The 13,665-nt window shown below is 72.3% G+C and carries 12 protein-coding genes; 2 read left to right on the top strand and 10 right to left on the bottom strand.

Annotated features, from left to right (window positions below; all coding sequences use genetic code 11):
• Nucleotides 1–31: 31 nt before the first annotated feature.
• Entirely contained in the window at nt 32–940 is a 909-nt protein-coding gene (locus ACWHMB_RS02365; protein WP_377481918.1) for an NAD(P)-dependent oxidoreductase, read from the top strand.
• A 10-nt stretch (nt 941–950) separates the two neighbouring features.
• Here the strand turns inward: ACWHMB_RS02365 and ACWHMB_RS02360 are convergent, their stop codons facing one another.
• The 4 genes from ACWHMB_RS02360 to ACWHMB_RS02345 all read right to left on the bottom strand — a co-directional run bounded on the left by ACWHMB_RS02360 (nt 951) and on the right by ACWHMB_RS02345 (nt 6,890).
• On the bottom strand, nt 951–1,724 hold the full coding sequence (locus ACWHMB_RS02360; protein ID WP_377481921.1) for a BON domain-containing protein: 774 nt from the start codon (nt 1,722–1,724) through the stop codon (nt 951–953).
• Nucleotides 1,721–2,323: an SIS domain-containing protein gene (locus ACWHMB_RS02355; RefSeq protein ID WP_293226246.1), complete on the bottom strand. Its 603-nt coding sequence runs from the start codon at nt 2,321–2,323 to the stop codon at nt 1,721–1,723. The genes ACWHMB_RS02360 and ACWHMB_RS02355 overlap by 4 nt, the downstream gene beginning before the upstream one ends.
• A gap of 80 nt (nt 2,324–2,403) precedes the next feature.
• Nucleotides 2,404–6,414, bottom strand: a complete 4,011-nt coding sequence (putA, locus tag ACWHMB_RS02350; protein WP_447648425.1) for a trifunctional transcriptional regulator/proline dehydrogenase/L-glutamate gamma-semialdehyde dehydrogenase — start codon at nt 6,412–6,414, stop codon at nt 2,404–2,406.
• An 83-nt stretch (nt 6,415–6,497) separates the two neighbouring features.
• Nucleotides 6,498–6,890 carry a YraN family protein gene (locus ACWHMB_RS02345; RefSeq protein ID WP_293224770.1) on the bottom strand — a complete coding sequence of 131 codons (393 nt, stop codon included), beginning with the start codon at nt 6,888–6,890 and terminating at the stop codon, nt 6,498–6,500.
• 18 nt (nt 6,891–6,908) lie between these two features.
• Here ACWHMB_RS02345 and rsmI point away from each other — a divergent pair, with 18 nt between their 5' ends.
• Entirely contained in the window at nt 6,909–7,832 is a 924-nt protein-coding gene (rsmI, locus tag ACWHMB_RS02340) for a 16S rRNA (cytidine(1402)-2'-O)-methyltransferase (protein ID WP_377481928.1), read from the top strand.
• A gap of 60 nt (nt 7,833–7,892) precedes the next feature.
• On the opposite strand, the gene ACWHMB_RS02335 is transcribed toward rsmI, so the two are convergent.
• The 6 genes from ACWHMB_RS02335 to ACWHMB_RS02310 all read right to left on the bottom strand — a co-directional run bounded on the left by ACWHMB_RS02335 (nt 7,893) and on the right by ACWHMB_RS02310 (nt 13,648).
• Nucleotides 7,893–9,140, bottom strand: a complete 1,248-nt coding sequence (locus tag ACWHMB_RS02335; protein ID WP_377481931.1) for a nucleoside recognition domain-containing protein — start codon at nt 9,138–9,140, stop codon at nt 7,893–7,895.
• A 146-nt stretch (nt 9,141–9,286) separates the two neighbouring features.
• Nucleotides 9,287–10,087, bottom strand: coding sequence for a YecA/YgfB family protein (locus ACWHMB_RS02330; RefSeq protein WP_377481934.1), 801 nt, complete (start codon nt 10,085–10,087; stop codon nt 9,287–9,289).
• A gap of 45 nt (nt 10,088–10,132) precedes the next feature.
• On the bottom strand, nt 10,133–11,038 hold the full coding sequence (locus ACWHMB_RS02325; RefSeq protein ID WP_377481937.1) for an EamA family transporter: 906 nt from the start codon (nt 11,036–11,038) through the stop codon (nt 10,133–10,135).
• A complete protein-coding gene (locus ACWHMB_RS02320; RefSeq protein ID WP_377481940.1) occupies nt 11,038–12,033 on the bottom strand; it encodes a 2-dehydropantoate 2-reductase in 996 nt (331 codons plus the stop codon). Before ACWHMB_RS02320 ends, ACWHMB_RS02325 begins: the two co-directional genes overlap by 1 nt.
• Nucleotides 12,034–12,071: 38 nt before the next feature.
• Nucleotides 12,072–12,857, bottom strand: a complete 786-nt coding sequence (locus ACWHMB_RS02315) for a class II aldolase/adducin family protein (protein ID WP_377481943.1) — start codon at nt 12,855–12,857, stop codon at nt 12,072–12,074.
• Nucleotides 12,854–13,648: an aldolase/citrate lyase family protein gene (locus tag ACWHMB_RS02310; RefSeq protein ID WP_377481947.1), complete on the bottom strand. Its 795-nt coding sequence runs from the start codon at nt 13,646–13,648 to the stop codon at nt 12,854–12,856. The genes ACWHMB_RS02315 and ACWHMB_RS02310 overlap by 4 nt, the downstream gene beginning before the upstream one ends.
• Nucleotides 13,649–13,665 lie beyond the last annotated feature (17 nt).

The following is a 13,665-nucleotide window of genomic DNA, read 5'->3' as shown; positions in this document are numbered from 1 at the left end:
ACGGCGCCATCCGGCTTCCTACAATCGCCGGATGAGCATCACTGTCGCCACCAAAACCTACGAACCCTGCCCGCCGCGCACCGTCGCCTTTCTGGGCCTGGGCGTGATGGGCGCCCCGATGGCCGGCCACCTGGCCCGCGCCGGGCACACGGTCACGGTCTACAACCGCACCGCCGCCAAGGCGACGGCGTTTTGCGCCCAGTTCGCGGGCACGCACCAGGCCGCCACACCCGCCGCCGCGGCGGCGGGCGCCGACTTCGTGTTCAGCTGCGTCGGCAACGACGACGACCTGCGGCAGGTGGTGCTGGGCGACAGCGGCGCCCTGGCCGGCATGAAGCCGGGCGCCGTTTTGGTCGACCACACCACCGCCTCGGCCGACGTCGCGCGCGAGCTGGCCGCGGCGGCGCAGGCGCGTGGCCTGCACTTCGTCGACGCGCCGGTGTCCGGTGGCGAGGCCGGCGCGCAAAACGGCGTGCTGACGGTGATGTGCGGCGGCGAGGCGGCCGCCTTCGAGCAGGCCCGGCCGGTGGCCATGGCCTTTGCCCGCGCGGTCACGCTGCTGGGGCCCAGCGGCGCCGGCCAGCTGAGCAAGATGGTCAACCAGATCTGCGTGGCCAGCGTGGTTCAGGGCCTGGCCGAGGCCATTGCGTTCGGCCAGCGCGCCGGGCTGGACATGAACCAGGTGCTGGCCGTGATCGGCAAGGGCGCCGCGCAAAGCTGGCAGATGGACAACCGCGGCCCGACCATGGTGCAGGACCGCTTCGACTTCGGCTTTGCCGTCGACTGGATGCGCAAGGACCTGGGCCTGGTGCTGGGCGAGGCCCAGCGCAACGGCGCGCGCCTGCCGGTGACGGCCCTGATCGACCAGTTCTACGCCGACGTGCAGGCCATGGGCGGCGGGCGCTGGGACACCTCCGCCCTCATCAAGCGGCTGAAGTAAAGACCGAAACCTACTTTGCTGGTGGCAGCGGCCGCACCTCGACCGGCGGCTGCTGGATCACCGTCGGCTGGCTCACCGGATGCACCTCGACCGCCGGTGCGGCACCGGGTGCCGCACCGGCGCCGCTGGACGGCACCGTGGTGACGGGCGCCGGCGGCGGTGTCGTGCCGGTCGAGTCGGCGGGGTGCAGCGCCGCCTGTTCGCTGATGTTGTCGATGATGCGCACCACCCGCTGCACGCCGGGCACGGTGCGCGCCACCTCGGTCGCCAGCGCCTCCTCGCGCTGGGTCAGGCGGCCCATCAGGTAAACCGTGCCGCGCTCGGTCAGCACCTTGATGCTGTTGGCCGGCACGCCGTTGGCGTCGATCAGCTTGGCCTTGACCTTGCCGGTCAGCACCGTGTCTTCCGAGCGCTGCGCGATGCTGGTGTCGGGCATCACCGCCAGCTCGTTGATGACGCCCACCACGTCCGGCGTGCCGCGCACCGCCTCGGCCGCCAGTTGCCGGTCTTGCGCGGTGGCCACCTCGCCGGTGATCAGCACCTTGCGAAAGTAGCTGGTGATGCTGACGTGGCCGCGGCGTTCGCCCAGCGCGTCGTTGACGCGGCTGGAGGCGCGCAGCTCGATGCTCTGGTCGGCCAGCTGGGTGGCGGTGCTGCGCCGGTCGGTGGCCACCAGGCCGCCCGCGGCGGCGGCGCCGCCCACCACGGCCACGGCGCAGCCGCCCAGCGCCAGCGTGCCCAGCACCAGGCCCAGGGCCATCCATCGTTGCATTCGGTTCGTCATGCGGCACTCTCCTCGTCGCCAAGCAGTTGTTGATCCAGGCCGTCGCACAGGCAGTGCAGCACCAGCAGGTGGGCCTCGTGAATGCGCGCCGCGTGCTCGCCGGGCACGCAGACCTGCACGTCGGTGTCGCGCAGCAGGCGGCCCAGCTCGCCGCCGCCGGCGCCGGTCAGCGCCACCACGCTCATGTCGCGCTCGTGCGCGGCCTCGGTGGCGCGCAGCAGGTTGGCGGCCTGGCCGTTGGTGGACAGCACCAGCAGCAGATCGCCCGCGCTGCCCAGCGCGCGCACCTGCGCGGCCAGGGCGTCGTCGTAGCCGCCCGCGCGCGCCGCCGCGGCGCTCAGCGTGGCGGCGTCGGCACCCAGGGCAAGCGCCGGCAGCTCGGGCCGCGGACGGCCGAAGCCGCCCACCAGCAACGCCACCAGCACCTGCGCCAGCGCGCCCGAGGCACCGTTGCCGCAGGCCAGCACCTTGCCGCCGCCCGTCACGCAGGCCAGCACCGCCTGCGAGGCCTCGGCAATCGGCCGCGCCAGCGCCTCGGCCCACTGGTAGTGCAGGTCGGCGCCGTCGATGAAGCGCTGGTGGATGCGTTGCTCGTGCATTGATAGAAATGATAGCAGCGCCGCGTGAAGCGACGCGGGACGATTGTCAGCAAGTGCGACCGCGCGCCGAAGCCGCGCCGTCACGCCATGGTCATCAACTGCGCGTTGCCGCCGGCCGCCGCGGTGTTGGTGCTGATCGACTGCTCGTGCACCAGCGCCGCCAGCTCGTAGCCCTGGCCCGCCAGCAGCTCGTCGCTGCTGCGGCTTTCGATGCGCACGATGGCGCCCTCGCGCGCCGCCACGCGGGCGGTGAGCGCCAGCAGCGCGTCGCCGTCGCCCTCGAACAGCACGGCCGCCACGGCGCGCGCGCCGTCGTCCAGGCCGGCATCGGGCGCCTCGTGCAGCCAGGCCTTGGCCTCGTCGCCGGCCGCCGCGCGCAGCGCCTGCCACAGGGCGGTGCAACCCGCGTCGGCCGGCGGCAGCACCACGTGGCAGGGGTTGCCGCTGGCCAGGCTGGCGGCCACTTGCTGCAGCAGGCCCAGCGGCGTGCGTGGCAGCGCCCACACCGGGCCGCGCGGCAGCAGGCGGTAGCGGTTGGCTTCGCCCGTGGGGCCGGCCATCGGCCAGCTGGCGCCCACGCGCGCGGCGGCCAGCGCGGCGTCGATGGCGGCGCGCGCAGGCGCCCGCTCGGCCTCGGGCAGCGGCAGGCCGGCCTGGCGCAGGCGCTGCAGCAGGGCCTGCGCGGGCGCCGCTTCGGCAGCGGGCGGCAGCGGAGTCAGCGCGGCCTGCGGCGGGCCCTGCACCAGCCGGTGCAGGTACAGCGGGCCGCCGGCCTTGGGCCCGGTGCCCGACAGGCCCATGCCGCCGAAGGGCTGCACGCCCACCACGGCGCCGATGACGTTGCGGTTGACGTAGACGTTGCCGGCCTGGATGCGCTCGCTCAGGTGGGCGATGGTCTCGTCGATGCGGCTGTGCACGCCAAAGGTCAGGCCGTAGCCGGTGGCGTTGATGTCCTCGATCAGGCGGTCGAGCTGCTCGCGCTGAAAGCGAACCACATGCAGAACCGGCCCGAACACTTCGCGGGTCAAGCGCGAGACGCTATCGATTTCAATGATCGTCGGGGCGACGAAGTGGCCGTTCAGGGCGCCGTCCCGGCCCGGCACCTCACGTTCGACGCGCGTCACCTTCTGGCCCGCCGCCCGCATGCGCTCGACGTGCGCCTCGATCTGCGCGCGCGCGGCCTCGTCGATGACGGGACCAACGTCGGTGTCCAGCCGGTCGGGATTGCCCAGGCGCCACTCCTGCAGCGCTGCGCGCAGCATGGCCAGCTGGCGCTCGGCCACGTCCTCCTGCAGGCACAGCAGGCGCAGGGCCGAGCAGCGCTGGCCGGCCGAGTCGAAGGCCGAGGCCAGCACGTCACCCACCACCTGCTCGGCCAGCGCCGACGAATCGACCACCATGGCGTTCTGCCCGCCGGTCTCGGCGATCAGCGGGATCGGGTGGCCGCCGGCCGACAGGCGCCGCGCCAGCTGGCGCGCGATGCCGCGTGCCACCTCGGTCGAGCCGGTGAACATCACGCCCGCCACCCCCGGGTGCGCGACCAGCGCGGCACCCACGGTCTCGCCTTGGCCAGGCACCAACTGCAGCGCGCCCGGCGGCACGCCGGCCTCGTGCAGGATGGCCACCATGGCGGCGGCCGTGAGCGGCGTCTGCTCGGCCGGCTTGGCCAGCACCGCGTTGCCGGCGGCCAGCGCGGCGGCCACCTGGCCGCAAAAAATCGACAGCGGAAAATTCCACGGGCTGATGGCCAGCACCACCCCCAGCGGGCGCTGGCGCGCGTTGTCGAACTGCGCCGCCACCTGCGCACCGTAGTAGCGCATGAAGTCCACCGCCTCGCGGATTTCGCCCACCGCATTGGCCACGGTCTTGCCGGCCTCGCGCACGATCAGGCCCATCAGCGGCTGGCTGCGCTGCTCCAGCAGGTCGGCCGCGCGCGCCAGCACGTCGGCACGGGCGGCGGGCGGCGTGCCGGCCCAGATCGGCGCGGCCTGCGCGGCGCGCGCGGCGGCGGCCTGCGCTTCTTCGACGCTGGCTTCGCGCACCCAGCCCACCACGTCGGCCCGCTCGGCCGGGTTGCGCAGCGGCTGCCAGCCTTCGGCTTGGGCCGGGTCGGCCGGCGGCTCGACGCCGGTGGGGGCGGCGGCGTGCGGCTGGCGCGTGCTGTGCAGCAGGGCGGCGGCCAGCGAGGCCAGTTGCTGCTCGTGGGCCAGGTTCAGGCCCTGCGAATTGACGCGCGCCTGAGCGCCGAGCTGGGCGAACAAGTCGGCCGGCAGGGCGATGCGCGGGTGCGGCGCGCCCAGGCGGCCTTCCTGGCGGCCCAATTCGAGCACCTGGGCCACGGGGTCTTGCACCAGCTCGGTCACCGGCACCTTGGCGTCGCCGATGCGGTTGACGAAGGAGGTGTTGGCGCCGTTTTCCAGCAGGCGGCGCACCAGGTAGGCCAGCAGGGTCTCGTGGCTGCCCACGGGCGCGTAGATGCGGCAGGGCCGCGCCAGCTTGCCTTCGGCCGTGGCGCCGGTGACCTGCGCGTACAGCGGCTCGCCCATGCCGTGCAGGCGCTGAAACTCGTACTGCCCGCTGTAGTAGCTGCCGCCCACGCCCTGCGCCAGGTGATAGAGGGCCGACAGCGTTTGCGCGTTGTGGGTGGCGAACTGCGGGTACACCGCATCGGGTGCCTCGAGCAGCTTGCGCGCGCAGGCCAGGTAGCTCACGTCGGTGTAGACCTTGCGCGTGTAGACCGGGTAGCCGGCCAGGCCATCGAGCTGCGCGCGCTTGATTTCGCTGTCCCAGTAGGCGCCCTTGACCAGGCGCACCATCAGGCGGCGGCGGCTGCGCCGCGCCAAATCCACCAGATAGTCGATGACCTGCGGGCAGCGCTTTTGATAGGCCTGCACGACGAAGCCGATGCCGTTCCAGCCGCGCAGGCTGGGCGCGGCGCACAGGGCTTCGAGCAGGTCGAGCGACAGCTCCAGCCGGTCGGCCTCCTCGGCGTCGATGTTCATGCCGATGTCGTAGTGCTTGGCCAGCTCGGCCAGGTGCAGCACGCGCGGCAGCAACTCCTGCATCACGCGCTCGTACTGCGCGCGGCAGTAGCGCGGGTGCAGGGCCGACAGCTTGATGGAAATGCCCGGCCCCTCGAAGATGCCGCGCCCGTTTGACGCGGCGCCGATGGCGTGGATGGCCTGCTCGTAGGCCTGCAGGTAGCGCTGCGCGTCCTGCGCGGTGGTGGCCGCCTCGCCCAGCATGTCGTAGCTGTAGCGAAAGCCCTGGGCCTCGTATTTTCGGCTGTTGGCCAGCGCCTCGGCGATGTGCTGGCCGGTGACGAACTGCTCGCCCATCAGCTTCATGGCGCGGTGCACGCCCTGGCGGATCAGCGGCTCGCCGCCCTTGCCGATGACGCGCGTGAGCGCCGAGGACAGGTTTTTCTCGCTGCTGGTGGAGGTCAGCTTGCCCGTCAGCACCAGGCCCCAGGCGGCAGCGTTGACGAACAGCGACGGCGAGCGCCCCACGTGCGCGCGCCAGTCGCCGTGGCTGATCTTGTCGCGGATCAGCGCGTCGCGCGTGGCCTTGTCCGGGATGCGCAGCAGGGCCTCGGCCAGGCACATCAGCGCCACGCCCTCCTGGCTGGACAGCGAAAACTCCTGCACCAGCGCCGCCACGCCGCTGGTCACGGGCGCATCGCGCAGACCCTGCACCAGGCGCGTGGCCAGCGCCTCGACCTGGGCGGCCTGCGCCTCGTCGGGCGTGCGCGCCAGCGGCAGCAGCGCAGGCAGGCATTCGGTCTCGGGCCGATGCCAGGCGGCCGTGATGGCGGCGCGCAGCGGGGTCTGCGGCAGCACCGACTGGGCAAAGGCCAGGAAAGGTTGCACCTCGTGCCCGGCCGTGGGTTGCACCACGTCCAGCGCCGAATCGTCCGCCGCCGCGCCGGCCGGCGTCAGCGGAATGTGGCTGGCGCCGCGCTCCAAAGCGTCGACGTACTGCACCACCGCCTGCTTGAGCAGCCAGTGCGGCGTGCGGCCCAGTTGCTGGGCGCTGGCGCGAATGCGCTCGCGCAGGGCGTCGTCGACCTTGATGCCGATGGTGGTGGACATGAGCGAACCTCGGGATGGGGAATGGCCCGGATTCTGACCAAGGTTGCACCTTTTCGATCTAGGGTGAACCCTGATCGATGACTTCACCCCCCGGCGTCGAAAGCCGCGCGCAGCCATTCGATGCGATCGCCCTCGATCGCCACCACGTCGAAGCGGCAGGGCGGCGGCGCCGGCCAGCGCAGCAGGTAGTGCCGCGCGGCAAAAACAAGGCGCCGCTGCTTGACGGCGCCCACGCTGGCCGCCGCCCCGCCCTGGCTGCGGCTGGCGCGGGCGCGCACCTCGACGAAGACCAGGGTGCCGTCCGGCTCGCGCACGATCAGGTCGATCTCGCCGCCGCCGCGGCCGGGGGTTCGATAATTGCGCTCGACCAGGCGCAGGCCGGCGCGCTGCAGGTGGGCCAGCGCCACATCCTCGGCGGCGGCGCCGCGCACGCGCGTGGTGCCGCCCGCCGCCGCGCCCCGATTCATCCAGCCCATGACCACGTGACCGTCCCCATGTCCGATTCCGTCCCCGTCGGCAAGGCCGACTTTCGCCCCGCGCGAGCCGCCGCCGCGGCCGCCGCCGGTGCGCAGCATTATCCGGTCGGCGCGCTGTACGTGGTGGCCACCCCGATCGGCAACCTGGCCGACATCACGCTGCGCGCGCTGCACGTGCTGGGCCTGGTCGACGCCATTGCCTGCGAGGACACGCGCCACACCCAGCAGCTGCTGCGCGCCTACGACATCGACGGCCAGCCGCTGATCGCCCTGCACCAGCACAACGAGGCCACGGCCGCGCAGGGCGTCATCGAGCGCCTGCAGGCTGGCCAGCGCGTGGCCTACGTGAGCGACGCCGGCACGCCGGCCATCAGCGACCCCGGCGCGCGCCTGGCCGCCGCCTGCGCCCAGGCCGGCCTGCGCGTGGTGCCGCTGCCCGGCGCCAGCAGCGTGACCACCGCGCTCAGCGCCGCCGGGCTGGCGGGCGACGGCGCCTTCGTGTTCCAGGGCTTTCTGCCCGCCAAGGCCGGCGAGCGCGACGCCGCCGTGCAGGCGCTGGCGCAGGAGCCGCGCGCCGTGGTGCTGCTGGAGGCGCCGCACCGCATCGGCGCGCTGGCGCCCGCGCTGGCGGCGCTGGGTGAGCGCCCCCTCACCGTGGCGCGCGAGCTGAGCAAGCAGTTCGAGCAGATCGCCACCCTGGCCTGCGCCGCCCTGCCCACCTGGCTGGCGCAGGATGCGCAGCGCCAGCGCGGCGAATTCGTGCTGGTGCTGCACCCGGCGCCCACCGGTGCTCAAGACGACGACGCCGAGCGCGTGCTGCGCCTGCTGCTGGCCGAGCTGCCCCTGAAAACCGCCGTCAAGCTGGCCGCCGAGATCACCGGCGCGCCGCGCAATGCGCTGTACCAGCAGGCACTGGCGCAGCGCGATGGCGGAGAAATTTGAATCAAAACGGGCGCTGACCGGCATGGGGCAAGCGCGATCAGCTATGCATTCGATAGTCGATCAGTGGAAGAAGGCGTAGCCCACCAACACCGCCACCACCAGCCCCACCCCATCGGCCAGCAGCGCGCAGGCCAGGGCGTGGCGCACGTGCTTGACGCCCACGCTGCCGAAGTACACCGCCAGCACGTAGAAGGTGGTTTCGGTCGAACCCTGGATGATGGCGGCCAGCTGGCCGGGGAAGGACGCCACGCCGTAGGTCTGCATCACGTCCACCATCAGCCCGCGCGCGCCCGAGCCCGACAGCACCTTCATCAGGCCAACCGGCACGGCGGGCAGAAAGTCGGTGGGCCAGCCCAAGGCCGCCACGGCCCAGGCGATGCCGCCCATCAGCCAGTCGAGCAAGCCGGCGGCGCGAAACACGGCGATGGCCGCCAGCATGGCGACCAGGTAGGGAATGATCTGCACCGCGACGACGAAGCCGTCCTTGGCGCCATCGACAAAGGCCGAATAGACGTCCACCCGCTTGATGAGCCCCGCGCCCATGAACAGCGCCACGATGGCGAGGATGGCGCCGGCGCCGATCACGCCCATCCACTGCGCGGCCTGCTCGGGCGGCAGGCGCGAGAGCCACCACACCAGCGCGCCGGTGACGGCGGCAAAGCCCGCCAGCGGCGCCAGCAGGCTGGCACGCCACAGCGCGATGCGCTGCACCCAGGCGACGGCCAGCAGCGCCACCAGCAAGGTGATGGCGGTGACCACCAGCGTGGGCAGGAAGATGTCGGCGGCGTTGAAATGCGCCACGCCCTGCTTGACCGCCAGCGTCTGGCGGATGGCGATGACCGAGGTGGGGATCAGCGTCAGCCCGGCGGTGTTGAGCACCAGGAACATGATCTGCGCGTTGGTGGCGGTGTCGGGCCGGGGGTTGAGCGACTGCAGCTCCTGCATGGCCTTCAGGCCCAGCGGCGTGGCGGCGTTGTCCAGGCCCAGCAGGTTGGCGCTGATGTTGAGCGTCATCGCGCCGTGCGCCGGGTGGCCGGCCGGCACGCCGGGAAAAATCTGGCGCATCACCGGCCGCACCGCGCGCGCGAAGTGCTCGATCATGCCGGCCTGTTCGCCGATGCGCATCAGGCCCAGCCACAGCGCCATCATGCCCGTCAGGCCCAGCGAGATCTCGAAGCCCGTCTTGGCGGCGCCGAACAGCGCCTCCAGCTGGCGCGGAAAGGCGCCCAGGTCGCCCCCCAAAGTCTGCACCAGCGCCGCGACGAAGGCGCTGAGGAAGAAGCCGAGCCAGACGTAATTCAGAACCAACGCGGGCTCCGGGTCTTACGCCCTCTCCCCCTGGGAGAGGGTTGGGGTGAGGGCGGGCAGCGCATCGGCATGCGCGGCGATATGCAGGCGCCGCTGCCCCTCACCCCAACCCTCTCCCGCGCGCGGGAGAGGGGGCAATGCGTTCATCACGCGCCGTGGCACTTCTTGTACTTCTTGCCGCTGCCGCAGGGGCAGGGGTCGTTGCGACCCACCTTGTCGCTGTGGGCGGGCGCCACGCGCGGGCCCAGGCTGCGGGCGATGGCGTACAGGTCGTAGACGGCCCAGATGGCCTCGCCGAAGGCGTCGAAGCGCGCCTGGCTGACGCTGGGCGGGCCGGCCTCCTCGAACAGGTTGACGGCGGGCGGCTCGCGCTCGTCTTCCAGCAGGTCGACAAAGCAGTCCAGTGCGTCGGCCATGGCCTCGGCGACTTCCTTGTCGCGTGGCGGCGCCCAGTCGTCGGCCCAGTATTCGGTGGCGTCCAGAAAGCCGGCCGCCCACACCTGGGCGAAGGGCGGGGGCTCGCCGCCCTTGGCGGCCTCGCTGCGCTCGGGCTCGGGCAGGCTGGCCAGCAGGCCGCGCCAGTCCAGCACGCCGGGGTCCAGCGCGCGCTCGTCGTTCAGGTCGTCGACGGCCGACTGCAGGCTGGCGCGCAGCTGCGCCTCGCGCGCCAGCCAGTGCATCATGAAGTGCGTGCGCTCGCCCTCGCTGGGGAACACCGCCTCTTCATCGCGGCCGAACAGCATGGGCAGCCACTCGTCGGGCGGCACGGCGCGGCGCGTGCACAGCAGCGCCGTCAGCACGCCCTCGCAGTATTCCCACTGCGGCGTGTCCTCGGGGTGGCGCTCGCGCACGGTGTCGAGCGCGTCTTCCAGCGCGCCCAGCGTTGCGCCGACGGCGTCTTCGTCGTCGGGGTGGAGCGTTTCGGGCGGCGTGTCGGCTGGGGTCATGGGAAGGCCTGCAATCAAATCCGGCCATCGTAACCGCGCCGGCGTTCACACCCGGCGCCGGCGCAGCCCCAGTCCCATCACCGCACCCACCACGATCAGCGCGCCCAGCACCTGCAGCGGCGCCACGGACTGGCCCAGGATCAGCCAGCCCAGCACCAGGGCGAACACCGGCTCGACGTTGAGCACCGGCGAATTGCCCACCACGCCCAGGCGCGGCAGCACGGTGAACAGCAGCGTGATGCCGGTGCCGTACAGCAGCATCAGCAGGACGAGGCCCAGCCAGCCCACCGGCGCCGTGGGCAGGGCAAAGCCGCCCTGCGCCAGCGCGGCGGCCACGGCCACCAGCGCGGCGACGGCGATCGAGCCGAAGGTGCGCACGCGGCCGTCCAGCCGCCCGGCCTCGTGCTGGGTCAGCACCAGGGCCAGGCCGAACAGCGCGGCGGCCACCAGCGCAAAGCCCACGCCGGCACCGATGGCGCGCCACTGCCCGGCCGCGCCCAGGCCCGAGGCGGCGCCCAGCACGTCGAGCGCCAGCACCAGGCCGAGCAGAATGATCGGCATGGCCAGCAGCACCGTGCGCTCGGGCCGGTGGCCGTACAGCAGGCGCGCCCACAGCGCCGTCATCAGCGGAAAGGCGTTGAACACCAAGAGCGCCAGCACCACCGGCAGGCGCGCCACGGCCGCGTACAGGCACAGGCTTTGCACCCCGATCAGCACGCCGATGGCGGGCAGCGCGCGGCGCTCGCGCGCCGTCAGGGCCACCGGCACGCGCTGCAAGATCAGCAGCGCACCGACGGCCAGTGCCGTGCCCGTGCTGCGAAACGCCACCGCCGTGGCCACCGTCACGCCGTGGTCGAACGCCAGCCGCGCCGCCACATGGTTGCTGGCCATCAGCAGGGCGATCAGCAGCAGCGCGAGAAACCCGGCCCAGCCGGGGCCGCGCGGCGCCATCAATACAGGCCCAGCTGGCGCGCGTGCAAGCGCGCCAGGCCCAGCAGCGCGTCGGTGAAGGGCGTGGCCACGCCGCTGAGTTGCCCCAGCTCGCGCACCGAGCCGACCAGGGCGTCGATCTCGACCGGCTTGCCGGCGCGCACGTCCTGCAGCATCGAGGGCGTGAACACGCCCAGCTTGCGCGTGACGCGGTGGCGGTCCTCGGGTGTCTCGGCGATCGGCACGCCGATGCGCGCGCCGATTTCGCGCGCTTCCAGCATCACGGCGCTGACAAAGCCGCGCGCCAGCTCGTCGTCCATGATGCGGTCGGCCGTGGCGCCGGTGAAGGCGCTGATGGGGTTGATCGTCATGTTGCCCCACAGCTTGTACCAGACGTCCTTCTGGATCTGCGGCGACACCGTGACATCGAAGCCGGCCGCGCGCAGCAGCGCCGCCAGCGCCGTCAGGCGCGGCGAATCGCCCCCCGCCGGCTCGCCCACGATCAGGCCGTTGCCGAAGTGGCGGCGCACCACGCCGGGCGCATCGAGCGAGCAGCTGGCGTGCACCACGCAGCCGATCACGTGCCGCGCGGCAATGGCCTGCGCGATGACGCCGCCCGGATCGACCGACTCCAGCCGCGCGTCGGCAAAGGCGCCGCCGAAGCCCTGCAGGAACCACCAGGGCACGCCGTTCATCGCCGTCAGCACGACGGTATCGGGCCCCAGCAGCGGACCGATGTGTCGCGCCACCTCAGCCATGGCCGGCGCCTTGACGGCGACGATGACCACATCCTGCACGCCCAGCTCGGCCGGGTCGGCGGCGGCCTGCACGGCAAAGGCGCGCTCGGTCGGCTCGCCATCTGCGCCCGCCTCGATCAGGCGCAGGCCGTGCTCACGCAAGGCCGCCAGGGTGGCGCCGCGCGCCACGCAGCTGACTTGCGCGCCCTGCGCCGCCAGGCGCGCGCCCAGCCAGCCGCCGATGGCGCCCACGCCGTAGATGCAGATTTTTTGAAACATATGGCCTCTTGGCGCCCTTGCATCAAGCGCAGGCAGCTCTAATTTTTATAGCTCGGATCAAGCCGATCCACCTGCCGCACCAGTGCGTCGAACACGTCCTGCCCGGCGCCCTTGCTCGGGTCGAACTGGAAGGAGTCGCGCGTGCACTGCGCGGCGATGGCCTCGGGCACGGGCAGCGGCGCGCCCATGCTTTGGGTGGCCAGCTGCACTTCGCAGGCGCGCTGCAGGGTCCACAGCACGGCAAAGGCCAGCGGCAGGGTCTCGCCCCAGCTCAGCAGGCCGTGGTTGCGCAGGATGACGGCCTTGCGGCCAGCAATACTGCTGACCACGCGCGGCCCTTCGTTGGCGCGAATCGTGATGCCCTCGAAGTCGTGGCAGGCCACCATGCCGTGCAGCTGCGCGCTGTAGAAGTTGCTCTGGCTCAGCCCCGAGGCCAGCGAGGCCACGGCCACGCCAGCGGTGGTGTGCGTGTGCATCACGCAGTGCGCGCCGGCCACGCCGTCGTGGATGCAGCTGTGCAGCACGTAGCCGGCGGGGTTGATGGGGTGCCGGGAGCCGTCGAGGATGTTGCCCGCCAGGTCGATCTTGACCAGGTTGCTGGCCGTGACCTCGCTGTAGTGCAGGCCGAAGGGGTTGATGAGAAAGTGCTTGTCGCCCCCGCTGGCGCTTGCGGGCACGCGCAGGGTGATGTGGTTGTAGATCATCTCGGTCCAGCCGAGCATCGCAAACACGCGGTAGCAGGCGGCCAGCTGCACGCGCGCGGCCCATTCGTCGGCGTGCACGCGGCCCAGCAGGTTGCGCAGGGGGACGTCGGCGGCGTTCATGCAGTCCCCTTGAAAATTTTGGCCAGGCGCGTGGTCTCGCGCGCCAGACTGACGGTGTCCAAGCCCACGGCAACGAAGGTGGCGCCCCACTCCAGGTAGCGGTGCGCCACGGCCTCGTCCACCGCCAGCGTGCCGGCGGCCTTGCCGGTGGCGACGATGCGGCGCGTGGCGCTTTCGAACAGCGCCAGCATCTCGGGGTGACCGGGCTCGCCGCGATGGCCCATCGAGGCCGACAGGTCGGCCGGACCAATGAAGATGCCGTCCACGCCGTCCACCGCGGCAATGGCCTCCAGGTTGCCAATGGCCGTGCGCGTCTCGGCCTGCACCAGCACGCACAGGCGGTCGTTGGCCTCGTGCACGTAGCGCGGGCGGCGCCCCCAGCGCGCGGCGCGCCCGCCGGCCACGCCGCGAATGCCGCCGCTGCCGTCCGCCTCGGGATAGCGCGCGGCACGCACGATGGCCGCCGCCTGCTCGGCGGTGTCGACCATGGGCACCAGCAGGGTCTGCACGCCCAGGTCCAGGTACTGCTTGATCAGCATCTCGCCCACGTGGCCCAGGCCCATGGGCAGGCGCGTGATGGGGTGCACCGCCGGATAGGCGGCCAGGGCCTGCAGCTGGTAGAGGATGCTTTGCAGGCTGTGCGAGGTGTGCTCGCCGTCGATCAACAGCCAGTCGAAGCCCGCGCCGGCCGCGATCTCGCCCGTCAGCGTGTTGGGCAGGTTGAGCCAGTAGCCGATCTGGGGGCGCTTCTCGAGCAGCGCCTGCTTGAACAGGTTGGGAGGGGTTTGCATGGTGAGCCTTGGTGGAT

It is taken from the genome of Ottowia pentelensis (genome assembly GCF_964341695.1).
The sequence above is the reverse complement of the archived record's forward strand: the minus strand, read 5'-3'. Positions and strand labels throughout refer to the sequence as shown.